General features: G+C 66.7%; 19 protein-coding genes. All 19 read right to left on the bottom strand.

Going from position 1 to position 22,388, the window contains the following annotated elements:
* Window positions 1–26: 26 nt before the first annotated feature.
* Window positions 27–1,187 carry a deoxyguanosinetriphosphate triphosphohydrolase gene (locus SBA_RS17610; protein WP_261935349.1) on the bottom strand — a complete coding sequence of 387 codons (1,161 nt, stop codon included), beginning with the start codon at window positions 1,185–1,187 and terminating at the stop codon, window positions 27–29.
* Window positions 1,188–1,241: 54 nt separating this feature from the next.
* Window positions 1,242–3,236 (bottom strand): tetratricopeptide repeat protein, encoded by a 1,995-nt coding sequence (locus tag SBA_RS17615; RefSeq protein ID WP_261935350.1) that lies wholly within the window; start codon window positions 3,234–3,236, stop codon window positions 1,242–1,244.
* 137 nt (window positions 3,237–3,373) lie between these two features.
* Window positions 3,374–4,819 (bottom strand): cell division protein FtsZ, encoded by a 1,446-nt coding sequence (gene ftsZ, locus SBA_RS17620; RefSeq protein WP_224548412.1) that lies wholly within the window; start codon window positions 4,817–4,819, stop codon window positions 3,374–3,376.
* Window positions 4,820–4,926: 107 nt separating this feature from the next.
* On the bottom strand, window positions 4,927–6,210 hold the full coding sequence (gene ftsA, locus SBA_RS17625) for a cell division protein FtsA (protein WP_224548410.1): 1,284 nt from the start codon (window positions 6,208–6,210) through the stop codon (window positions 4,927–4,929).
* A gap of 5 nt (window positions 6,211–6,215) precedes the next feature.
* Complete coding sequence (locus SBA_RS17630; RefSeq protein ID WP_224548408.1) at window positions 6,216–7,172, bottom strand: cell division protein FtsQ/DivIB; 957 nt, start codon at window positions 7,170–7,172, stop codon at window positions 6,216–6,218.
* Complete coding sequence (locus SBA_RS17635; RefSeq protein WP_261935351.1) at window positions 7,165–8,130, bottom strand: D-alanine--D-alanine ligase; 966 nt, start codon at window positions 8,128–8,130, stop codon at window positions 7,165–7,167. The genes SBA_RS17630 and SBA_RS17635 overlap by 8 nt, the downstream gene beginning before the upstream one ends.
* Complete coding sequence (murB, locus tag SBA_RS17640; RefSeq protein WP_390902353.1) at window positions 8,127–9,041, bottom strand: UDP-N-acetylmuramate dehydrogenase; 915 nt, start codon at window positions 9,039–9,041, stop codon at window positions 8,127–8,129. Before murB ends, SBA_RS17635 begins: the two co-directional genes overlap by 4 nt.
* On the bottom strand, window positions 9,023–9,220 hold the full coding sequence (locus SBA_RS17645) for a hypothetical protein (RefSeq protein WP_261935353.1): 198 nt from the start codon (window positions 9,218–9,220) through the stop codon (window positions 9,023–9,025). Before SBA_RS17645 ends, murB begins: the two co-directional genes overlap by 19 nt.
* Window positions 9,220–10,647: a UDP-N-acetylmuramate--L-alanine ligase gene (gene murC, locus SBA_RS17650; protein ID WP_261935354.1), complete on the bottom strand. Its 1,428-nt coding sequence runs from the start codon at window positions 10,645–10,647 to the stop codon at window positions 9,220–9,222. Before murC ends, SBA_RS17645 begins: the two co-directional genes overlap by 1 nt.
* A 64-nt stretch (window positions 10,648–10,711) precedes the next feature.
* Window positions 10,712–11,893, bottom strand: a complete 1,182-nt coding sequence (gene murG, locus SBA_RS17655) for an undecaprenyldiphospho-muramoylpentapeptide beta-N-acetylglucosaminyltransferase (protein WP_261935355.1) — start codon at window positions 11,891–11,893, stop codon at window positions 10,712–10,714.
* Entirely contained in the window at window positions 11,890–13,092 is a 1,203-nt protein-coding gene (locus tag SBA_RS17660) for an FtsW/RodA/SpoVE family cell cycle protein (RefSeq protein ID WP_224548396.1), read from the bottom strand. The genes murG and SBA_RS17660 overlap by 4 nt, the downstream gene beginning before the upstream one ends.
* A 49-nt stretch (window positions 13,093–13,141) precedes the next feature.
* Entirely contained in the window at window positions 13,142–14,467 is a 1,326-nt protein-coding gene (murD, locus tag SBA_RS17665; protein ID WP_261935356.1) for a UDP-N-acetylmuramoyl-L-alanine--D-glutamate ligase, read from the bottom strand.
* Window positions 14,468–14,471: 4 nt separating this feature from the next.
* Window positions 14,472–15,545, bottom strand: coding sequence for a phospho-N-acetylmuramoyl-pentapeptide-transferase (gene mraY / locus SBA_RS17670; RefSeq protein ID WP_224548392.1), 1,074 nt, complete (start codon window positions 15,543–15,545; stop codon window positions 14,472–14,474).
* A complete protein-coding gene (locus tag SBA_RS17675) occupies window positions 15,545–16,936 on the bottom strand; it encodes a UDP-N-acetylmuramoyl-tripeptide--D-alanyl-D-alanine ligase (RefSeq protein WP_261935357.1) in 1,392 nt (463 codons plus the stop codon). Before SBA_RS17675 ends, mraY begins: the two co-directional genes overlap by 1 nt.
* A 43-nt stretch (window positions 16,937–16,979) precedes the next feature.
* On the bottom strand, window positions 16,980–18,434 hold the full coding sequence (locus tag SBA_RS17680) for a UDP-N-acetylmuramoyl-L-alanyl-D-glutamate--2,6-diaminopimelate ligase (protein WP_261936785.1): 1,455 nt from the start codon (window positions 18,432–18,434) through the stop codon (window positions 16,980–16,982).
* Window positions 18,434–20,137, bottom strand: a complete 1,704-nt coding sequence (locus SBA_RS17685) for a peptidoglycan D,D-transpeptidase FtsI family protein (protein ID WP_224548388.1) — start codon at window positions 20,135–20,137, stop codon at window positions 18,434–18,436. Before SBA_RS17685 ends, SBA_RS17680 begins: the two co-directional genes overlap by 1 nt.
* The gene (locus SBA_RS17690) at window positions 20,137–20,787 is read right to left on the bottom strand and encodes a colicin transporter (protein WP_261935358.1); all 651 of its coding nucleotides are present in this window, start codon (window positions 20,785–20,787) and stop codon (window positions 20,137–20,139) included. The genes SBA_RS17685 and SBA_RS17690 overlap by 1 nt, the downstream gene beginning before the upstream one ends.
* Window positions 20,784–21,731 (bottom strand): 16S rRNA (cytosine(1402)-N(4))-methyltransferase RsmH, encoded by a 948-nt coding sequence (gene rsmH, locus SBA_RS17695; RefSeq protein ID WP_224548386.1) that lies wholly within the window; start codon window positions 21,729–21,731, stop codon window positions 20,784–20,786. Before rsmH ends, SBA_RS17690 begins: the two co-directional genes overlap by 4 nt.
* Window positions 21,728–22,225 (bottom strand): division/cell wall cluster transcriptional repressor MraZ, encoded by a 498-nt coding sequence (locus tag SBA_RS17700; RefSeq protein WP_224548385.1) that lies wholly within the window; start codon window positions 22,223–22,225, stop codon window positions 21,728–21,730. The genes rsmH and SBA_RS17700 overlap by 4 nt, the downstream gene beginning before the upstream one ends.
* Window positions 22,226–22,388: the final 163 nt, after the last annotated feature.

The raw sequence follows: 22,388 nt of genomic DNA on the forward strand, positions 1-22,388 counted from the left end.
CGCATTGCGTCAATCGCAGGGGCGCGTCAATCGGCCAGCGCCATCGCCCCATAGATTTCCGCATGGCGCTTTTCGGCGTAACGGTCGGTCATGCCGGCGATGAAGTCGGCGATGTGGCGGCTGCGGGTGGGTTCCTGCCCGACGCAGTCGTCACGCCATTCGGGCGGCATGAGCGCGGGATCGGCCTGATAGGCGCGGAACAGGTCGGTGACGATGACGCGCGCCCGGTCGGCGGCGGCGAGCTGTTCGGGATGATGATAGAGGGTGGCGTACATGAAACGCTTGAGGTCGCGCTCCTGCGCCGCAAGGTCCGGCGAGAAAGCGACCAGGGTGCGGCCGAGCGCGCGGACATCCTCGACCGTCTCCACGCCCGATGCGGCGATGTTGGCGCGGGTCGATTCGATCAGGTCGGTGGCCATCACACCGATCTGCTCGCGCACCAGCTCGCGCAGCAGCCGGTCCTCCGCCACGTCGGGATAGCGGGCGCGCACCCGGTCCCAGCAGCCGCGCACGAACGGCACTTCCATCAACTGGTCAAGCGTCAGCAACCCGGCGCGCAAACCATCGTCGATATCGTGATTGTCATAGGCGATGTCGTCGGAAATCGCCGCCAGTTGCGCCTCCAGCGAGGCATGGCTGGTCAGGTCGAGCGGGAAGAGCGCGTCCAGCTCCCGCATCGCCCAGCCGGGATGGACGATCGGGCCATTATGCTTGGCCAGCCCTTCCAGCATTTCCCAGCTCAGGTTGAGACCGGCAAAGCGCGGATAAGGGCTTTCCAGCAGCATCAGCGTGCGCAGCGTATGGGCGTTGTGGTCGAAGCCGCCATGATCGTCGAGCGCGACCTCCAGCGCATCTTCACCGGCATGACCAAAGGGCGGATGACCGATGTCGTGGGCGAGGCACAGCGCTTCGGTCAGATCCTCGTTCAGCCCCAAGGTGCGCGCGGTGGTGCGGCCGATCTGCGCAACCTCCAGACTGTGGGTCAGGCGGACGCGGAAATGATCGCCGTCGGGCGAGACGAACACCTGCGTCTTGTGCCGCAGGCGACGGAAGGCGATGGAATGGATGATGCGATCGCGGTCGCGCTGGAAGACGTCGCGCGGCCCGCGCATCTCGCCGCCCGCTTCGGGATGGAGGCGGCCCTGGCTGGCGGAGGGATGGCAGGCATAGGAGGCGAGGATCGTCATGCCCGCCCTCTTAGAGCCTTCTCCAGCCGGCCGAAACAGCCGACTGCAAAATGCTCATTCGGCCCCCAGCTTCTCCACGACCTCCCCCGCTTCGCTTTTCCAGGCGAAGGCATCGGCGCCGTCGGCCTTCAGATTGGCCTCCAGTTCCTTGGCGCGGGTGAAGCTGGCGAAGGGACCGACCAGCAGGCGATTGGTCCGCCCCCAGCCGGCGCTCCATCCGTCCTGGCGGGACAGGATCGTATATTTCTTGCGCAGCCCCTTCATGGTGAAGCCCAGCGCCGATTTGCTCTGCCCCACGCCGACCTGCAGCCAGTTGCGCGACGGATTGTCGGCCAGGCGCTTCTTCTCTTCGGCCTCCTTCTTCGCCTTGGCGTCGGCTTCCGCCTTGGCTTTGGCGAGGGCGTCCTTCTTCGCCTTGTCCGTGGCGGCCTTGGCCGCGGCCTGCCGCTCGGCGCGGCGGGCGGCCTGGATCGCGGCGATTTCCGTGAGGTCGACGGCGGCGACGGTCGGCTGGCGCTCGGCTTCGGGGACGTCGATCGCGCGAATGATGTCCGCCAGCGTGCGGGTGGCGACCGGATCGGGTTGCGGGACAGAAGGCGGCGGCACGGCCGTGAGCGGCTGGACGGTTGCGGCGGGCGATGTGGTGGCGGTTGCAGCGGCGGGCGGAGCTGAACCCGCAGGTTCAGGCGGCGGCGATGCCTGCGCCAGCGCGATCGCATTGAGCTGCGATCCCGCGTTGGAGGGCGGCGTGGCGGCCGGCGGCGCACGATCGATCGAATCGAAGCCGGGGGCGGGCGGCCCTTGCACCGCGCCATTGGGCGTAGCGGCGGCGGGCGATGCGGCCGCCTGACGCACGGGCGACGGTTCGGACGGCGTTTGCTCCGCCGACGCGGGTGCCGTGGACGACGGCAAGGGCTGGACCACCGGGGCCGGCAGCGGCGCGCTCGGTTGCTGCGCGGGCGGCGGGGTCGGCGTGGATCGCAGCGCAGACTGGACGGGCGCGGATTGGACCGGCGCGGATTGGGCCGGCTGGGGCTGGAGCGCTCTGGGCGGGATCGTCTGGGGCGGGGTCGTCCGGGCTTGGGCCAGTTGCGGCTGGGCGGGACGACGAGCGGCGGCCAGTCCCTCGGCGCGGGCGATACGGGCGGCCTCGCGCTGCTGGCGGCGCTGTTCGGACCGGCTGAGCGGTTTGGTCTTCGCCGGGCTGGCGGAGGCGACGGCGACCGGCGCGCTGGCGGCCACCGCGATGCCCGGTGCCGGCGGGGTCGGCGTGATCGCGGCGATGCTGGTGCCGATCTGGGCCGGGAAATGGCCGAAATGCACCGCCGCCGCCTTTTGCGCGGCGGTCAGATAAGGCATTTTCTGCATATAAGGAATGATTGCGGCGGCCAGTTGCGCCGGCATGGTCTGCTCCGCCACCTTCTTCGCATCGGCCTGCTTGTTGTTCATCGCCAGGATGAAGGCGCGATAGCGCCAGGCGGCCCGGTCGCTCTTGTAGAACAGGGGTTCGAGGATCTTGTCGGACGCGGCGACCTGCCCCGCTATGCCGAGCGAAGCGGCGTAGCGGCGCACCAGTTCATCATCGCCGGGGGTGCGCAGGAGCGCGGCCTGATAGTCCCGCTGCGCGCCCGCCTGATCGCCGGTCATGTCGCGCGCCAGGCCGCGGTCGGACAGGATCGTCGCATCGGGATAGCCCAGCCGCCCCGCCTGGTCGAACAGGCGCAGCGCCTCGACCGGGTTTTGCAGCTTGAGCATGACCCGTCCCAGCCCGGCCTTGATCCGGCCATTGCCGCTCTCGATCGCGTCGGCGCGGGCGAAGAAGCCGGCCGCCGCGCGCGGGTCATCCAGCGACAGCGCCGCCTCCCCCGCGCCGATCAGCGCGACGACGTCGCGCGGATTGGACGCCAGGCGCGCCAAATTGCTGTTGAGGTCGGCGGCGCCGAGCGGCCGAACCAGTTGCGATTGGTCCTGCTGGGCATGCGCGGGGGCCGCGAGCAGCAGCGCGCCCGGCAGCCAAAGACCGAGAATCCATGGAGAAGTGCGTGTCACATCCGCGCCTTAGCCGATCCCAGGATGAATGGGAAATTAGCCCAACGAAAAAGCGCGCCGGGTCGCCCCAGACGACCGACAGCGCGCTTTTCCTGTCGCGCACGGCCCAAGCCGTGCGTCCTTTTACCGACTGCGCCTTACTGGTTGTTCTGGCGGTTGAGGAAACGGGGGATATCGACGCCCGGCGCGACGTCGTCCGCGGCACCCGGCGCCTTGTCCGTGCCACGGGTCAGGCCCGCCATCCGCTCGAACAGCGTGCCGCCGGTGGCGACGCGCGGTGCGGGTGCGGCCGGCGCGGCCGCTTCGGCGCTGTCTGCGCCCAGGATCAGTTCATCCTCTTCCGGATCTTCGTCGGAAAAGACCGCGGCGGGCTTGGCCGGAGCGAACGGCGCCGGTGCAACCGTCGGCTGCGCGGGCGCAGGCGCGGCCGGCACGTCCAGTTCCAGTGTTTCGGGCTGCGGCGCAGGCGCAGGAGCAGGCGTCGGCGCAGGCGCTGCAACCGGCGCGGGCTGCTGCGCGACCGGCGCAGGCTTGGGTGCCGCCGACTGAGGCACGGCCACGGCGGGTCGGTTGGCGAAGCTGAACGGCTGGGTCAGCGGCGCGGCATGGTTGCCCACTTCATTGTCGATGCCGGTGGCGACCACCGACACGCGGATCTTGCCGTTCAGATTGTCGTTGAAGGCGCTGCCCCAGATGATGTTCGCGTCCGGGTCCACCAGTTCGCGGATATGGTTGGCGGCCTCGTCCACTTCCATCAGCCGCATGTCTTCGCCGCCGACGATCGAGACGATCACGCCCTTGGCGCCGCGCATCGACACGCCGTCGAGCAGCGGGTTGGCGATCGCCTTTTCCGCCGCCTGGAGCGCCCGGCCGTCGCCTTCGGCTTCGCCGGTGCCCATCATCGCCTTGCCCATTTCACCCATCACCGAACGCACGTCGGCGAAGTCGAGGTTGATGAGGCCGGGCATGACCATGAGGTCGGTGATGCCGCGCACGCCCTGCTGCAGCACTTCGTCCGCCATCTGGAACGCTTCCTTGAAGGTCGTGTTCGGGTTGGCGATCAGGAACAGATTCTGGTTCGGGATCACGATCAGCGTGTCGACATGCTTCTGCAGCTCGTCGATGCCCGAATCCGCCGACTTCATGCGGCGATTGCCTTCAAAGGTGAAGGGCTTGGTGACGACGCCGACGGTCAGGATGCCCTTGTCGCGGGCGGCCTTGGCGATGACGGGGGCCGCGCCGGTGCCGGTGCCGCCGCCCATGCCCGCGGCGATGAAGCACATATGCGCGCCTTCCAGCGCCTGCTCGACCGACGCGATCGTTTCTTCAGCGGCGGCCTTGCCGATTTCGGGGCGCGAACCGGCGCCCAGCCCTTCGGTGATTTGCGGGCCGAGCTGGATGCGGCGTTCGGCCGGCGAGGCGTTGAGCGCCTGCGCGTCGGTATTGGCCACGATGAAGTCCACGCCCTCGACATGGGCGGCGATCATGTTCGCGATGGCATTGCCGCCCGCGCCGCCGACACCGATCACCGCGATCCGCGGCTTCAGTTCGTCCACATGCGGTGGGCTGATTTCAATGCTCATAAATAGTGCTCCCTCAGCTTCCTCGTCAGGAAGCAACGCCGTCATTAAATGTTAACACCAGAAAATAGGGGAATTCACCACCTATTTTCGTCTTGGTCCAATTTCGTTCAATAGTTGGTCTTCATTGCGCGCATCATGCGTTGCCACCAGAGCGGCGCTCCCAGACGATGCACCGTTTGCGGCGCGGGCGCCATCGTGCGGAGATCAACCGGGTTGGAAGCGCCGTAAAGCGCGAGTCCCGCCAATGTCGCGAAGGCGGGCCCACTATGCGCTTCGGGCATCGCAGACAAGCCCCTGGGTCGCCCGATCCGCACGGCGCGGCCCAGCGCGCCCTGCGCATAATCGGCAATGCCCTTCATTTCCGCGCCGCCGCCGGTCAGCACCACCTGCCGCCCGGTGGAGTTAAAGCCCATGCCGGCCAGCGCTGCATTCACTTCGGTCATGATCTGGTTCAGCCGTTCGCAAATGACCCCGACCAGCGCGGCGCGGGTGATCTTGCCCCCTTCGGCGTTCGGCCCGGCCGCCTGCCCCGGCACCGCCATTTCGCCATGGGGCGGCGCGATCTCTATCATCTCGCGGAAATCGCGCGGGTTCTGCATCGCCGAGCCGTAGAAGCATTTGATCCGCTCCGCCTGGCTGCGGCGGATGCCGAAGGCGGAGGCGATATCGTCGGTAATGTCCGATGCGCCGAACGGGATCGAATGCAGGCCGACCAGCATTCCCCCCGCATAGAGCGAGACGTTGGTGACCCCGGCCCCGATCTCCACCAGCGCGACGCCCAGGTCGCGCTCCTCTTCCGACAGGCAGGCCAGGCCCGTGGCGATCGGCGCGGCGACGATCGAATTGACGTTGAGATAGGCGCCGCGCACGCACAGGTCGAGATTGGCGAGCGGCGCGCCGTCGGCCAGCACGACATGGATGTCGACGCCCAGCAGGTCCGCGTGCATGCCCAGCGGCTTTTTCACCGGCACCTTGCCGTTGATGGTGAAGCAGGTCGGCTGGGCATGGAGGACGATGCGGCCGTCGGGGTCGATGCCCTGCTGGCCGGTGGTCAGGAGATCGTCGATATCGGGCTGTTCGATGCGATAGCCGCCCATGTCGCGTTCGACCGTGACGACGTCGCTGACCAGGCTGCCGCCCGAGAAGCTGACCCAGACATCCTCGATATTGGTGCCGGCGACACGTTCGGCCTGCTCCACCGTTTCGCGCACGGCCAGTTCGGTGCGCTCCATATCGGCGATAAAGCCGCGCCGCACGCCGCGGCTTTCGCGCTGCCCGGTGCCCAGGATCGCCAGCTCGCCCGTGTCGGTGCGCCCCGCAATCAAAGCGGACACCTTCCACGATCCGATGTCGATCGCGGTGATAAGCTTCTCGACCTTGGGCTGCGCCATGGGCCTTAGCCTTCCTCGCCCGGCGTCGCGGCGGCGACGTCCTTCGTCCCGTCGTCCACCGGCTTTTCCTCCACCTTGCCCTGCGGCAGGCGCAGGACGAAACGGTCGGGATCACGCATGTCGAACTTGACGATGCCGCGACCCAGCAGGCGATTGACGCCGTCCATCCTTGCGAAATTCACCAAGGCGCCCGCTGAATCCTTGTCGCCCTCCGGCAGGGAGAGCGTCTCACCCGACTGAAAGCGCAGATCCCAGCGGCGGTTCCCGACCCAGGTCGCGCCGGCCAGCATCGGCTTGAGCGCCGGGGCGTTTTCCATCAGCCGGTTAAGGCCCGCCGTCTGGCGATTGGCGTTGGGGCCGACGACCAGCGGCAGGTCGGGCATCGCGCTGGCGGACACCGACTGCAACACCACGCCCGACACGTCGATCAGGTGCAACTGGCCATTATGCTGCCACACCGCGACAGGATCACGCTCGACGATGTCGACCACCAGCGTATCGGGCAGGCGGCGGGAAATGCGCGCATCCTTGACCCAGCCGAGCTTGAGCATCTCGCTGCGCACCCTGGGCAGGTCGAGCGAGAGCATGGAGCGATCCACCTGCCCCAGGGCGATATTATAGACCGGCAGTTCATCCATCCGTTCGACGCCGCGCACTTCGACCTTGTCGACCTCGAAGCCGGCGCGCGCCGCGATGTCTGCCGCCTGCTGCCGGGCCATGCCGGGCAGGCCCATGAAGATGGCGATGGCGATGACGATGGCGCCGAAGATGCCGACGATGGCCCAGCTCGCCATGCGTTGCAGCGTGGCTTCGCTGACCGGCAGCATCTCGACCAGCCGGTCGAGGCTGCTCTGGCGCTTCAGGGCGCGGCCGCGACCGCCCCCGGACTTGCCGGCGTTCACCCTGCCCTTCGCGCTGCTCAGCCGCGCGGTGCCGCCGCGCCTGATCCGTGCCTCAGCCATCACCATTTCCTGCCTTGTCTGGCCCTTGGGCGCGGTTCAGCGCCTCCTCGACAATAGTCTCCACCAGCGTGGCATAGTCAATGCCCAGCTTTGCCGCCTGTTCGGGGACGAGGCTGAGCGGGGTCATGCCCGGCTGGGTATTGACCTCCAGCAGGAAAAGCCCTTCGATCCCCTGCGTGTCGTCCCAGCGGAAATCGGCGCGCGATGCGCCCTTGCAGCCCAGCAACTGGTGGGCGCGCAGCGCGATCGCCTTGCAGGCCTCGGTAATCTCCGGCGGCAGGTCGGCGGGGCAGACATGTTCGGTCATGCCGTCGGTATATTTGGCGTCGAAATCGTAGAATCCGCTCTTGGGACGCAATTCGGTGACGAGCAGTGCCTCATCGCCCAGAACCGCCGTGGTGAGTTCGCGGCCGCGAATATAGGGTTCGGCAAGCAGTTCGGGAAAATCCTGCCATGGACCGACGCTGCCGCGGGCGATGGGGTTACCATAATTGCCCTCGGCCGTGACGATGGCGACGCCGACCGAGCTGCCCTCGTTGACGGGTTTGAGCACATAGGGGCGCGGCAGCGGATCGGCGGTGAAGAGGCTTTCGCTTTCCACGATCTGGCCGCCGGGCATGGGGATGCCGTGGGGCACGAGCGCCTGCTTGGTCAATTGCTTGTCGATCGCGATCACCGAGGTGGCAAGGCCGCTATGGGTGTAGGTGAGGCCCATCAGGTCCATCATGCCCTGCACCGTGCCGTCTTCGCCCGGAACGCCGTGCAGCGCGTTGAAGATCACGTCCGCCCTGGCCTCCGCCAGGCGGGCGGCGACGTTGCGGTCCATGTCGATGCGGGTGACGGTATGGCCGCGCGATTCCAGCGCCTTGGCCACACCTTCGCCGGAGGACAAAGAGACGGGGCGTTCCGCCGACCAGCCGCCCATGAGGACGGCGACATGCCAGGGGCCACGGGTCACTTCACGATCCCGACGCGCTGAATTTCCCATTCCAATTCTATTCCACTTTTGTCTTTGACCCGGCGGCGGACTTCTTCGCCCAGCGCTTCGATATCGGCGCTGCTGGCGTCGCCGCTGTTGAGCAGGAAATTGGTGTGCTTCTCGCTCACCTGCGCGCCGCCCATCTGAAGGCCGCGACAGCCCGCTTCGTCCACCAACTGCCAGGCCTTGTGCCCGTCGGGGTTCTTGAAGGTCGATCCGCCCGTCTTGCTGCGCAGCGGCTGGCTTTCCTCGCGCGCGGCGGCGATGCGGTCCATTTCCGCCTGGATCGCGGCCGGCTCGCCCGGTTCGCCGCGGAAGGTCGCCGACACCACGATCGCGCCATCGGTCAGGTTGGAATGGCGGTAGGTATAGGCAAGGTCACGGTTCAGGAGCGTCACCTGTTCGCCCGACCGCAGCACGACCTCGCAGGACAGCAATATGTCGCGCGTCTCGCGGCCATAGGCGCCGCCGTTCATGCGCACGAATCCGCCGACCGTGCCGGGGATGGAACGCAGAAACTCCAGGCCCGCTATGCCCGCGTCGCGCGCGGTCGAGGAGACGAGGATGCCTGACGCGCCGCCGCCGCAGGTCAGCGTGGTTTCATCCAGCACCACGACCTTGGCGAAGGGCTTGCCCAGACGTACGACCACGCCCGGCACGCCGCCGTCGCGGACGATGAGGTTGGAGCCGAGGCCCAGCGCCATCACCGGCACTTCCGGGTCCAGCATGGCGAGGAAATCGGACAGATCGTCCGCATCCTTCGGTTCGAACAGCCATTGCGCTGCGCCGCCCGCCTTGAACCAGACGAGCGGGGCCAGCGGGGCGTCGGCCTTCAACGTGCCGCGCACCGGCGGAAGGGCGATCGTCGCGCTCAACCGCGCATGCCCCACAGGTTCATCCAGTTTTTCATGGCGTTGAGGCCTGCTTCATTCGCCTGGGTCGCGGCCATGCCGGTTTCGACCTGACGCTGGGCCGCCTCCACCATGTCGCGCGCAACTTCCACGCCCTGCATCTGGGCGTCGATCATGCGCTTCTGCATTTCCAGGCCGACAGCGAACAGCTCGAACATCAGACCGCTTCCTTGACCTTGGCGGACACGGCCGCCGACAGCCCCGCCGCCCATTTGGTGATGTCCCCCGCGCCCAGGCAGATGACCATGTCGTCCGGCTGGATATCGGCGGCGACCAGCGACGCGAGGTCGGCGGCATCGGTGACGGTGGAGGCATGGCGATGGCCGCGGCGCTTGAGGCCGGCGACCAAAGCGGCGCTGTCCACGCCCTCTATCGGCTGCTCGCCCGCCGTATAGACCGGGGCGGCATAGACGATGTCGGCATCGTTGAAGGCCTGCTGGAACTCGTCCATCAGGTCGCGCAGGCGGGTGAAGCGGTGCGGCTGCACCACGGCGATGACGCGGCCTTTCGCGCCTTCTCGCGCGGCGGCGAGGACCGCCTTGATCTCGACCGGGTGGTGGCCATAATCGTCGATCACGGTGGCGGTGCCGCCTGCGATGGCGATCTGCCCGACATTGGTGAAGCGACGCTTGACCCCGCCGAACTTGGCGAAGCCGGTCTGGATCGTCGCGTCGTCGATGCCCATGTGCAGCGCGACGCCGATCGCCGCCATGGCGTTCAGCACATTATGGCGGCCGGGCATCGGCATTTCGATACCCTCGATCTTCCGCGTCGATCCGTCGCGCTCGCGCACCTGGATGTCGAAGCGGTTGCCGCCGGGGAAGCTGACGACATTGTCGCCGCGAATGTCGGCCTGCGCGGAAAAACCATAGGTCACGATCCGCCGGTCCTGCACGCGCGGCAGGATCGCCTGCACTTCGGGATGATCCAGGCACAGCAGGGCCGCGCCGTAGAAGGGGACGTTGCCGACGAACTCGACAAAGGCGTCCTTCACCCGGTCGAAGCTGCCATAATGGTCGAGATGTTCGGGATCGATATTGGTGACGACCGCGATCGTGCCGTCCAGGCGCAGGAAGCTGCCGTCGCTTTCGTCGGCCTCGACCACCATCCAGTCGCTGTTGCCGAGGCGCGCGTTGGAGCCATAGCTGTTGATGATGCCGCCGTTGATGACGGTGGGATCGACGCCGCCCGCGTCCAGCAGCGCCGCCACCATCGACGTCGTCGTGGTCTTGCCATGGGTGCCCGCCACCGCGACGGTGGATTTGAGGCGCATCAGTTCGGCCAGCATTTCGGCGCGGCGGATGACGGGGACGCGATTTTCCAGCGCCAGCTCGACCTCCGGATTGCCGCGCTTGATCGCGGTGGAGGTGACGACCACAGCGGCGTCGCCCAGATTTTCCGCCTTATGACCGATCATCACGCGGATGCCCTTGGCCCGCAGCCCCTCGACCACATAGCCTTCGGCCACGTCCGACCCCTGAACGTCATAACCCAGATTATGCATCACTTCGGCGATGCCGGACATGCCGATGCCGCCAATGCCGATGAAATGGATCGTGCCGATGTCCGTGCCGACACCCTTCATGCGATAAACTCCGAAACTATACGGTTATCCCGGCGGAAGCTGGGATGACGAAGGAAAAGGCCGGTCACGCCGGGACACCCTGCAAATTGAGCGTGGTGGGCGTCGGCCCGACCCGCACCGGATCGTTCAAGATCGGCGCAGTGCCGATGCTTTCGAGCAGGTCGGCCATGTCGCGCGCCGCATGGGGGCGGCCGCAGCCGCGCGCGCGCTTCGCCGCGTTCAGCAGCGCGCCGGGTTCCAGCGCCATTTTCTGCATCTGCTTGGCCAGTTCGACCGCGGTGAAGCGGGCCTGCGGTATCGTGCGCGCGCCGCCCGCCTCGGTCATTTCCCTGGCATTGGCGGTCTGGTGATCGTCCATCGCGCTGGGCAGCGGGATCAGGATCGCGGGACGCCCGGCGCAGGTGAGTTCGGCCAGCGTCGAGGCACCCGCGCGCGCGATCACCAGATGCGACCAGCCCAGCTTTTCGGGCACGTCGTTGAAATAGGTGGCGAGGTCGGCGGGAATTTCCATCTCCGCATAGGTCTTGCGCACGCGATCGATATCCTCGGCGCGGCATTGCTGCGTCACCTGCAACCGGCGGCGCAGCGCGACCGGCAGCATCGACAGACCTTCTGGCACGACGCTGGACAGGATCGTCGCGCCCTGGCTGCCGCCGATCACCAGCACGCGGAACACGCTTTCGTCGGTCAGCGCGGGGAAATCCTCTTCGCGCAACTGTTTCACTTCTTCGCGCACCGGATTGCCGATCAGATGGACCTTGCCCGCATAGCCGTCCTTGAGCCGTTCGACATTCGGATAGGCGGTCGCGATGGCGTCGACGCGGCCGGCCAGCAGGCGGTTGACCCGGCCCAGAACCGCATTCTGCTCATGGATGGCGGTCGGAATGCCGTCCGCCAATGCGCCCAGCAGCGCGGGCATGGCGGGATAGCCGCCAAAGCCGACGACGGCGGTGGGGCGGAAGGTTTCGTTCAAACGGCGGGCCATGGCGCGGCCTGCCAGGATCGCCTTCAGGGCGCCCGGCCAGCTCGACGGATTCTTGGTCATGCGTCCCGCGGGCATGACATGGACCTGCGCCCGATTGTCTGGCGCGTGATCGAAAATGCCGGGGATTTTCGCGCCGCGCTCATCGGTGACGAGCGCGACATGATGGCCCCGCGCCATCAGCTCTTCGGCGACGGCGTGCGCTGGAATCATATGGCCCCCCGTCCCGCCGGCGGCGAGGACGAAGTGACGGGAAATGCTCATCGACCACTCCATTTGACGACGGTATGCCGGCCCATGAAGGGATTGCGCCGGGTAAAGGCGAGCAGCAGGCCGACCCCGATGCAGAGCGCCAGCATAGAGGAGCCGCCATAGCTGATAAAGGGCAGCGTCATACCCTTTGACGGAAATATCTGCGCATTGACGCCCATATTGATGATCGCCTGCAACCCGAACTGGGTGGTGAGACCCGCAGCGGCGAGGATGGTGAACACATCTTCCTCGTCCAGCAGGCGCAACAGCACGCGCACTACGATGGCGAGATAGACGCAGGCGATGGCGATGCAGGCGAGCAGGCCGAACTCTTCGCCGATGACCGAGAAGATGTAATCGGTATGCGCTTCGGGCAGGCGGAACTTGTTCTGGCCCCCACCCGGCCCGACACCGGTGAAGCCGCCATGGGAAATGGTGCGGAAGGCAAGATCGGTCTGGTCCGGGCCGGCGTCGAGCTGGACGCCGATGCCCAGAAAGTCGTTCACGCGCTGGCGGCCATTTTCATAGAACATATAGACTGCGATCAACCCGACCAGCGCCACCCCGCCCATCGCGCCGATGAAGCGCATCGACACGCCCGACAGCAGCAGCAACACGCCAAGGCAGGCGGCGAAGATGACGGTCTGGCCAAAGTCGGGCTGGCGCATCAGGATTATGGCGATGAGGCCAGTGACGCAGAAGCTCAAGGGCACGACCGGCAGGCTCATATCCTTGGTCCGCAGCGACAGCAGCCAGGCCAGCGCCACGACGAAGACGGGCTTGAGGAACTCGGACGGCTGGAAGCGGAAGCCGGGCAGGTCGATCCAGCGCTTCGCGCCGTTCACCGTCGATCCCAATATCGGCACGCACAGCAGCATGACGAAGAAGAAGGCGCAGCCGAATATCGCCAGCCGCCGCGCCTGCGGCCGGGGGAGCATCGAGATGACCAGCATGATCGGCAGGCCGATGAAGACCCACATCAATTGACGGTAGAAATAGATGAGCGGATTGACCGCCACCGACGCCGTCGACCGGTCGATCGCCGCGACGGGGGACGCGGCCGCGACCGCGACCAGCCCGATCGCCATCAAGGTGACGATCAGCGACAGCAGGACGCGGTCGATCTCCCAGAACCAGATGGCAAGCGCCGTCCGTTCGCGCGGCACGGTGCGGGTGCGGAACCCCTTCACCAGTTCGCCAGCCTTGAACATCCGTGTCGTCCCTTCCCTGCCCATCGTCTCGCCCCCCGGCTATGCTGGCTTAATCGCCCGTCGATCCCAACGCCGCGACGGCGGCAGCGAAGGCATCGCCGCGCGCTTCGAAATCGCGAAACTGGTCGAAACTGGCGCAGGCGGGCGACAATAGCACCACATCCCCCGGCTGCGCGATGCGCGCGGCGCGGCGGACGGCGGCGCTTAGCATTTCACTGTCGTCCACCGCCATATGCGGCCGCAGCAGATCGGCGAACATATGCCCCGCTTCACCGATGGTATAGGCGTGGGCGACATTGCCGAAATGGGGGACGCATTCGTCCAGATTGTCGGATTTGGCGACGCCGCCCAGGATCCAGTGGATACGGGGCTTGCCGTCCTTTGCCGGCCAGGCGGCGAGCGCGGGCGCGGTGGAGGCGGCGTTGGTCGCCTTGCTGTCGTTGACGTAGAGGACGCCGTTATGCGTGCCGACCGCCTGCATCCGGTGCGGGAGCGAGGCGTAGCTGGCGAGGGCGTTGTCGATGGTATCGGGGTCGATATCCAGGGCCGTTGCGACGGCGATGGCCACCGCCGCGTTCTGGGCGTTGTGCGGGCCTTGCAGGGCGGGCCAGGTCAATTGGGCGACGGGATCGATGTCGCGAGAATGGACAGCCTTCAGAGGCGCTGCCGTGTCTGAAGCAATAATTCGGCTCGCGGAATCTTCAACAGCTATAACCGCGACATGCTCGGTCGACTGCATCGCAAACAGCCGTGCCTTGGACGCGACATAGCCTTCGAACCCATCGTACCGATCAAGATGGTCGGGCGTGATGTTGAGCAATACCGCGACGTCGCAGTCCAGGCTGCGGGTCAGGTCGATCTGGTAGCTGGACAGTTCCAGCACATAGACGCCCACGCCATGCAAATTGGGTTCCAACGGCGGCTGGCTCAGGATCGGCAGGCCGATATTGCCGCCCATCACCGTGGGGAAACCCGCCTGCTCGATGATGTGGTGGATCAGCGCCGTGGTGGTCGACTTGCCGTTGGTGCCGGTGATGCCGACGACCTTGTGCGGCGGCAACGTCGGACGGGCGAGCGCGAACAGTTCGATATCGCCGATGATCGGGACGCCAGCGATCTTCGCGCGCATCGCGATCGGGTGGCGGTTCAATGGCACGCCCGGCGACACGACGATGCCGTCAAAGCCGCTGAGGTCGATCTCCATCGGGTCGCCCAGTTCCGCCTTGCCCTCGACCAGAGCGCGCGCTTCCTCCCGACTGTCCCATGCCACGACACGCGCGCCGCTGGCGACCAGCGTCTCGACCGTCGCCAGGCCCGACCGCGCCAGACCCAGCACGGCGTAACGCTTGCCCGCAAATGCCTCCGAAACGATCATCCCTTCACCTCAGCTTCAGGGTGGCGAGACCGGCGAGCGCCAGCACGAAGGCGATGATCCAGAAACGGATCACCACGGTCGGCTCGGCCCAGCCCAGTTGCTCGAAATGATGGTGGATCGGCGCCATCTTGAACACGCGCTTGCCGGTGCGCTTGTAGAAGAAGACCTGGATGATGACCGACAGCGCCTCCACGACGAAGAGGCCGCCGATAATGCCCAGCACGATCTCATGATGGGCGGTGACCGCGATCACCCCGATCGTTCCGCCCAGCGCCAGCGACCCCGTGTCGCCCATGAACACCGCGGCGGGCGGCGCGTTGAACCAGAGGAAGGCGAGGCCCGACCCGATGATCGCCCCACACAATATGGTCAGGTTCCCCGCGCCCGGCACGTGCGGGATGCCCAGATAGGCGGCGAAGTCGGCCCGACCGACCAGATAGACGATCAGCATGAAGGCAAGGCTGGCGATGATGACCGGCATGGTGGCGAGGCCGTCGAGGCCATCGGTCAGGTTCACCGCATTGCCGAAGGCGACGATGACGAAGGCGGCGAAGCAGAAGTAAAATGGCCCCAGCTCGATCGCCGGGCCATTGTAGAAGGGCACGTAGAGCGCGGTATTGCCATGCTGGTTGACGATCATCCAGGCGGCAAAGCCCGCGATGAGGAATTCGAACAGCAGGCGCATCTTGCCCGACAGTCCCTTGTGGCTGGCCTTGGTCACCTTGTCATAATCGTCGAGGAAGCCGATCGCGCCGAAGCCCAGGGTCACGAACAGGCAGGCCCAGACATAGGTGGAGGACAGGTCCATCCACAGCAGCACCGAAATGACCATCGAGGTCAGGATCATCAGGCCGCCCATGGTGGGCGTGCCGCGCTTGGCGAGGTGGGTCTGGGGGCCGTCGTCGCGGATCGGCTGCCCCTTGCCCTGGCGGACGCGCAGCCAGCCGATGAATTTGGGGCCGATGACCAGGCCGATCAGCAACGCGGTGAAGATCGCCGCGCCCGCACGGAAGGACAGGTAGCGGATGAGGTTGAACACCCCCGCGAAATCGAGCGTTTCGGCCAGCCAGTAGAGCATTAGTTCCTATCTCCGTCACGGGCGCTGTCGGCCATGGCGGCGACCAGGCGGGACAAGCCCACGCCGTTCGAGCCTTTGACCAGTATCGCGTCGCCCGCGCGTATTTCGCTTTGGATGAGGGGAATGGCCGCCGCCGTATCGGCGACATGCGCATAGGGAATGATGCCGTCGAGCAGATCGGCCAGCGGCGCCATTTCCGCGCCGACCAATATCGCATAATCGACCCGGCCCGTACCGAGCGGTTCGGCAAGGCCGGCATGGAGTTCCACGCTGCGGTCGCCCAGCTCGCGCATGCCGCCCAATATGGCGATACGCCGGTCGGCCTTTTCGCGGCCCAGTTGCGTGAGCGTCGCGGTCATGGACAGCGGATTGGCGTTGTAGCTTTCGTCGATCAGCAGCGCTTCGCCGCCCGCGACCGGCAGGATGCGCCGCTCGCCCCGGCCCGGCAGGCCCGGCATTTCGGCGAGCGCCAGGCCCGCTGCGGCCAGATCGCCGCCCACCGCATCGACCGCCGCCAGCACCGCCAGCGCGTTCGACACCCAATGGTCGCCCGGCGCGGCGACAGTGAAGCACAGCTCCGCGTCGGGCAGGGTTGCGGTGACCAGCGTACCGCCGCCCGGCGCCGGCACGGCTTCGCGCGCGCAGACGTCGGCCTGCGGGCTGGTGCCGAAGGTCAGGATGCGCGCCGCGTGGCGTTCCGCCTTGTTGTAGAGCAGCGCGACATGCGGGCTGTCATAGGGGATGATCGCGGTGCCGCCGGGTTGCAGCCCCTCGAAAATCTCCGCCTTGGCCTCGGCGATCTTCGCCTCCGTGCCGAAAAATTCGATATGGGCCGGCGCGATCGCGGTGACGATGGCGACATGGGGGCGGACCTGCCGCGTCAGGGCGGACAGTTCGCCGGCATGGTTCATGCCCATTTCGAACACGCCATGGGCCGACCCGCGCGGCATCCGGGCGAGGCTGAGCGGTACGCCGACATGATTATTGTAGCTTTTGACCGAGCGATGCACCTGCCCCGGCGCGGCGCGATCGAGCGCCTGGAACAACGCTTCCTTGGTGCCGGTCTTGCCGACCGATCCGGTCACGCCGATTACCTTGCCGCCCATACGCTTGCGCGACGCTTTTCCCAGCGCTTCGAGCGCGGCGGCGCTGTCGGGCACCAGGATATGGGGGTGCGCCACCGGCTCGCTGACGATCGCGCCTGCCGCACCCTGCCCGAACGCCTTGTCGATGAACCTGTGGCCGTCGGTCGTCTCGCCCTTCATCGCGACGAACAGGTCGCCCTGCCCGACTTCGCGACTGTCGAAGGCGACGCCCGAAACGGCGAACGGCGCCGACGCGGCGCCGCCTGTGGCCTCAGCGATTTCGGTGGAGGTCCAGAGGTCTGGCATCAGCGCCAACCCCGGTTCGATTCGGATATAGGGGGGTTAAGCATCAACCCGCGCACTCCCGCGCCACGGTGACGTCATCGAAGGGCAGCACGCGGTCGCCGATGATCTGGCCCTGCTCATGCCCCTTGCCCGCCAGCAGGACGATGTCGTCCGCGCCGGCCATGGCGATCGCGGCCGCGATCGCGGCGCGGCGACCGCCCATTTCCTGCGCCTCCGGTGCGCCGGCCAGCACGGCGGCGCGGATGGCGGAGGGTTCTTCGGAGCGTGGATTGTCGTCGGTCACGATGACATGGTCGGACAGTTCCGCCGCGACCTTGCCCATCAACGGGCGCTTGCCCGCATCACGATCGCCGCCCGCGCCGAACAGGGTGATGAGCTTGCCGCGCGTATGCGGGCGCAGCGCCTCGATCGCGGCCTTCAGCCCGTCGGGCGTATGGGCATAATCGACATAGACGGGTGCCCCCGCCTTGCTGATGACGGCGCGTTCAAGGCGTCCGCGCACCGGCTGGACCCGGCCGAGCAGTTCCAGCACCTTGGCCGTGTCTCCGCCGGTCGCGATGATGAGGCCCGCAGCGGTAAGGGCGTTGGCGGCCTGATAAGCACCGATCAGCGGCAGGTTGACCTTATAAATCTTGCCATCCGCTTCGATCTCCAGCGCCTGGCCCAACTGGGTCGGGGTGCGGTTGACCAGGCGCAGCGCCTGTCCCTGCACCCCGACGCTCAGCACACGAAGCCCCCGCTTCGTAGCCCGCGCGATGACCTTGTCCGACCAGCCATCGTCCGCCCAGACGACCGCCGCGCCATCCGCCGAAACGACTTCATCGAACAGCCGCATCTTGGCGTCGAAATAGCGATCCATGTCGCCATGATAGTCGAGATGGTCGCGCGACAGGTTGGTGAAGGCCCCCGCCATTACCGGCAGCCCTTCTGTGCGATACTGGTCCAGCCCATGGCTAGACGCCTCGAACGCGGCATGGGTGATGCCCTCGCGGCGCAGGCCCGACATATTGGCGAGGAAGGTGACGATGTCCGGCGTGGTAAGGCCGGTCGACACCTGATCGACCGCGGTGGTGACGCCCAGCGTGCCGATCGATGCGGACTTATGCCCCATCATCCGCCATAGCTGGCGCGCGAGCTCGACCGTGCTGGTCTTGCCGTTTGTGCCGGTGACGGCGACGGTTACGTCCGGGAACGGCGCGAAATAGCGCGCCGCCATCAGCGCCAGCAGGCGGCGGGGATTGGCGTGGGCGATGTGGATCGCGCCGTCGACCTTCGCCTCCGGCCGGGCGACCACGGCGACGGCGCCCGCCTTTACGGCGTCGGCGATATAATCCTCGCCATTGACGCGCAGCCCCTGGAACGCGCCGAAGACGGTGCCGGGCGCGACCTTGCGATTGTCGATGGCGAAACCGGTCACCGACGAATCGAGGCCGGCACCCGCGCCAGCCTCACCCGATATCGCAGCGTCCAGACCGTCGACCAGCGAGCCAAGGCGCATCATTCTTTCTCCTTGTCGCCGTGCAGCAACGGCATCAGGTCGGAAATATCGACATCGCGGCTCTCGTCCGGCAATACGCCCAGCATCGGACCGGTGCGCTCAACCACCCGCTTCACCACCGGCGCGGCGGTCCAGGCGGCCGTGCGCAGGCCATATTGCCCCGTCGCCTCGTCCATGATCGCGACGACGACATAGCGGGGATTGTCCATCGGGAAGGCAGAAGCGAAAGTCGTCACCAGCGAAGTCTTGTTATAGCGCCCCTCTTGAGGCTTTTCGGCGGAACCCGTCTTGCCGCCCACCCGGAATCCCTTGGCGTCGGCGCTTCGTCCTGTACCCGCCGACACGATCATCCGCAACAGTTGCCGCATCCGCGCGCTGGTGGCGGCGGAAAAGACGCGGCGTCCCTCCGGCACTTCGTCGGGGCTGAGCTTGCGCACGGTCGCGGGGCGCCATATGCCGCCATTGACCAGTGCGGCATAGGCGGCTGCCAGATGCAGTGGCGTGACCGCAATGCCATGGCCATAGGCCGTCGTCATGCTGGTGATCCGGCCCCAGCTTGACGGCCAGATGCCCTTGGCGCGCTCGTTGAACTCGATCGGCGCGCGCTGGTCGAAGTCCAGGCTGCGGAACATCTTCTGGAGCGGCGCCGCGCCCATTTCGTCCGCGATCCGTGCCGTGCCGATATTGGAACTGTGAACCAGGATTTCCGGCACGTTGATCCAGCGGCCCATCGCATGGTCGTCCTTGATGCGAAAGCCCGCGACCGCAAGCGGCGCGGTGGCGTCGTACCGCTTGCTCATCGACGTCACCACGCCCGCGTCCATCGCTGCGGCGATCGACAGCGGCTTGAACGAGGAACCCAGTTCGTAGCGCGCCTGCACCATATGGTTGCAGAGCGGCGATTCGCTGCACGTCTTGCCCGCATAATTTTGCAGCTTGTTGGGATCGAAGACGGGGATCGACGCCATGGCGATGATCTCGCCGGTATTGGCGTCCATGATGATGCCGCCCGCGCCCTTGGCCCGCGTCTGTACCAATTGCGCATAGAGTTCGCTTTCCAGCGCGCCCTGCACCCGGCTGTCGATCGACACGGCGAAGGGCTTGCCGCGTTGCGCGGCGTCGGTCAGCCGGTCGTTGAACGCGGCCTCCACGCCCATGCCGCCCACGCCATCGGCATTGGGCGCGAAGCCCAGCACATGCGCCGCGAGCGTGCGCTGCGGATAGAGCCGCTCCTTCTCCCGCGGAAATTCGATGCCGATCTCGCCCAGCGCGTTCACTGCGGCCACCTGTTCGGGCAGCGCGCGGCGGCGCAGATAGGCCCAGCCGCGCCCACGCAGCTTCTTGTAGAAGGCCGCCTCGGGTTCATCGGGAAAGATTTCGTGCAGCTTGCGCGCCAGTTCGGCCGGCTCACCGATCAGCTTGGACGGGCGGACCGCCACAGAATAGGCGTCCATGGTGCGCGCCAGCGGCACGCCGTTGCGATCGACGATGTCGGCGCGTGCAGGCAGGAAGGCGGACAGACTGCCGTCGCCCGTCGCACCATGCGCAAAAATGCCGACCCAGGCGAGTCGGCCGATCAGGATGGAGGTGATAGCCAGGAACAGGATCAGCAGCAGCATCAGCCGGTTGTGGGCGATGGCGGTCAGGTTGACCCGCTGCCGCCCCGCCCGCTCCCCGCCTGGCTGGACAATGATTGTGGCCATCAGCGCGCCTCCCTGCGCTTCTCGCGCGCCGCCTTGGCGCTGAGATCGCCCAGCGTGCTGTCGTCCAGCAGCTTGGCGTCGAGCATCGCCATCCGCTCCGCCTTGCGCGCGATCGGATTGGGCTTGGTCACATCGGCGTCAACCTTGGCCTGCTGCGCCGGGGTGCGGGGCGCAGGCTTGGGCAGCTTGTCGACGGCATCGGCGGCATGGGCCTCCCGGATCACGGCGATATCGCTGCGAATCTGGGTCGCAGCCGGGCTTTCGGGCGCCTTTTGCGGCGCGGACGGCAGGTCGGCGGGGGTCTGGACCATCGCCACCATCACCGGCGGCGCGACATAGTCGGGACCATTGGGCTGGACGCCGTCCAGATGCGCCAGCGCCCGCTCGCCGCCCAGATATTGCTGCGCGCTGGGCGTCGCATACATGAAATCATGCTGGTTCCAGCTTTCGAGCTGGCGCATCGAGGCGCGCGCGCTGAATTCCGTTTCCAGATAGCGAATGTCGCCCTTCGCCCCCGCAATCTGCGCACGCACCTTCATCAACTCGTTGCGCTCGGTCGCGACCTTGAGCGACACCATATAGGCGCCCAGCGCGCCCAGTGCGACCAGGATCACCCAGATCAGGCTCTGCAACCTCTTGACGGCGATCATGAGCGGGCACTCCGGGGAGACGAGGAAACGGGGGCGGATGTACGGACGGCGGCACGCAGGGTGGCCGATCGGGCGCGGGGGTTGCGCACCAGCTCCGCGTCGCCCGGACGCACCGCCTTGGCCGGCTTGGCGAAGGTCGGCTGCGGCCCGGCGGCACGTTCGGGCAGATGTCTGGACCCCGCCCCCTCGCCGCCGCTGCGCTTGCGCAGGAACTGCTTGACGATTCGATCTTCCAGACTGTGGAAGGTGACGATCGCGAGGCGACCGCCCTCCTCCAGCAGTTCCTCGGCCGCGTCGAGCGCGAGTTCCAGCTCTTCCAGTTCGCGGTTCACATGGATGCGGATCGCCTGGAAGGTGCGGGTGGCCGGGTCTTTCTTGTCATGCGGCTTGTGCCCCAGCGCGCGGCGGACCACGGCCGCAAGCTGGCCGGTGCGCTCCAGCGGGCGCGCATCGACGATCGCATGGGCGACCCGGCGCGACCGCGGCTCGTCGCCATAGCGATAGATGACGTTGGCGATATCCTCTTCCGACGCGCTGTTGAGGAAATCGGCGGCGCTCATGCCGTCCTGACTCATCGTCATGCTGAGCGGGCCGTCCGACTGGAAGGAAAAGCCCCGCTCGGCGCGGTCGAGCTGCATCGACGACACGCCGATGTCGAGCGTGATGCCAGACACCTTGTCGATGCCGCGCTCCGCCAGCAATTCCGCCATGCGCGAAAATTCGCCCGCGATTAGCGTGATGCCATGGGCGTCGGCGACCGCCTGCCCTTCGCGGATCGCATCGGGGTCGCGATCGAAGGCAAAGACCTGCGCGCCGGCACGGGCCATGGCGCTGCTGTAGCCGCCCGCGCCGAAGGTGCCGTCGACATGGATCTCGCCGGGGGCGATGGCGAGGGCGTCCAGCACTTCGTCGATCAGGACGGGGATGTGGGGCGCGTCGCTCATCTGGCCGCCCCTTCCGCACGCGCGTCGATCCAGCGCCGCACCTTGTTGCGGATCAAAGCCGGGCGATCGGGGCTTTCGACCAGCGCTTCGGGCTTCCAGACCTGGAAATAGCGACCCACGCCATAGAAGAAGATCGCGTCGGTGATGCCGGCTTCATCCTTGATATCAGGGTGCAGGAAGAAACGGCCGGCATCGTCGAAATTGACGTCCTCGATCGTGCCGAGGCGGTTTTCGCGTTCCAGATCGGCGTTGAAATCGCGCCCGGCCTCATAGGCCTGACGTTCCAGCTTTTCGACCTCGTCGAACAGAAACTGCTTGTGGGACAGGCCAAAGCCAGTGGCGCAGCCATTGTCCATATGGATCGACAGGCACAGGCGGTTCTGGCCGCCGCTGGCCTGGGTGACCAGCTTGCGCATCTCCAGGGGCAGCACGAAACGGCCCTTGCCGTCCGCGACGCTGAATGCGTTGCCCGAATAGAGAATGACGTCCGACACGCTGGCAACCGACCCCTTTTATTCGGGGCGCAGGCCGCCTGTCGCCGGAATCATGAGAACACCATCCAGCGCACAGGACAACGCAAAGCCTGACGAACCCCAATGCCGATTTACCTATCAAGCATAGGGGGTGACTGCAATGGGAAAGCATGGGTAGTGATGG

This window comes from Sphingomonas bisphenolicum, assembly GCF_024349785.1.
GTDB classification, from domain to species: Bacteria; Pseudomonadota; Alphaproteobacteria; order Sphingomonadales; family Sphingomonadaceae; genus Sphingobium; species Sphingobium bisphenolicum.

Bases quoted from the DNA above. Each gene is read 5' to 3' on its own strand.
- SBA_RS17610 (WP_261935349.1), bottom strand. From the start codon at position 1,187: ATGACGATCCTCGCCTCCTATGCCTGCCATCCCTCCGCCAGCCAGGGC.
- ftsZ (WP_224548412.1), bottom strand. From the start codon at position 4,819: ATGAGCATTGAAATCAGCCCACCGCATGTGGACGAACTGAAGCCGCGG.
- ftsA (WP_224548410.1), bottom strand. From the start codon at position 6,210: ATGGCGCAGCCCAAGGTCGAGAAGCTTATCACCGCGATCGACATCGGA.
- SBA_RS17630 (WP_224548408.1), bottom strand. From the start codon at position 7,172: ATGGCTGAGGCACGGATCAGGCGCGGCGGCACCGCGCGGCTGAGCAGC.
- SBA_RS17645 (WP_261935353.1), bottom strand. From the start codon at position 9,220: ATGTTCGAGCTGTTCGCTGTCGGCCTGGAAATGCAGAAGCGCATGATC.
- murC (WP_261935354.1), bottom strand. From the start codon at position 10,647: ATGAAGGGTGTCGGCACGGACATCGGCACGATCCATTTCATCGGCATT.
- murG (WP_261935355.1), bottom strand. From the start codon at position 11,893: ATGAGCATTTCCCGTCACTTCGTCCTCGCCGCCGGCGGGACGGGGGGC.
- SBA_RS17660 (WP_224548396.1), bottom strand. From the start codon at position 13,092: ATGTTCAAGGCTGGCGAACTGGTGAAGGGGTTCCGCACCCGCACCGTG.
- murD (WP_261935356.1), bottom strand. From the start codon at position 14,467: ATGATCGTTTCGGAGGCATTTGCGGGCAAGCGTTACGCCGTGCTGGGT.
- mraY (WP_224548392.1), bottom strand. From the start codon at position 15,545: ATGCTCTACTGGCTGGCCGAAACGCTCGATTTCGCGGGGGTGTTCAAC.
- SBA_RS17675 (WP_261935357.1), bottom strand. From the start codon at position 16,936: ATGCCAGACCTCTGGACCTCCACCGAAATCGCTGAGGCCACAGGCGGC.
- SBA_RS17680 (WP_261936785.1), bottom strand. From the start codon at position 18,434: ATGCGCCTTGGCTCGCTGGTCGACGGTCTGGACGCTGCGATATCGGGT.
- SBA_RS17685 (WP_224548388.1), bottom strand. From the start codon at position 20,137: ATGGCCACAATCATTGTCCAGCCAGGCGGGGAGCGGGCGGGGCGGCAG.
- SBA_RS17690 (WP_261935358.1), bottom strand. From the start codon at position 20,787: ATGATCGCCGTCAAGAGGTTGCAGAGCCTGATCTGGGTGATCCTGGTC.
- rsmH (WP_224548386.1), bottom strand. From the start codon at position 21,731: ATGAGCGACGCGCCCCACATCCCCGTCCTGATCGACGAAGTGCTGGAC.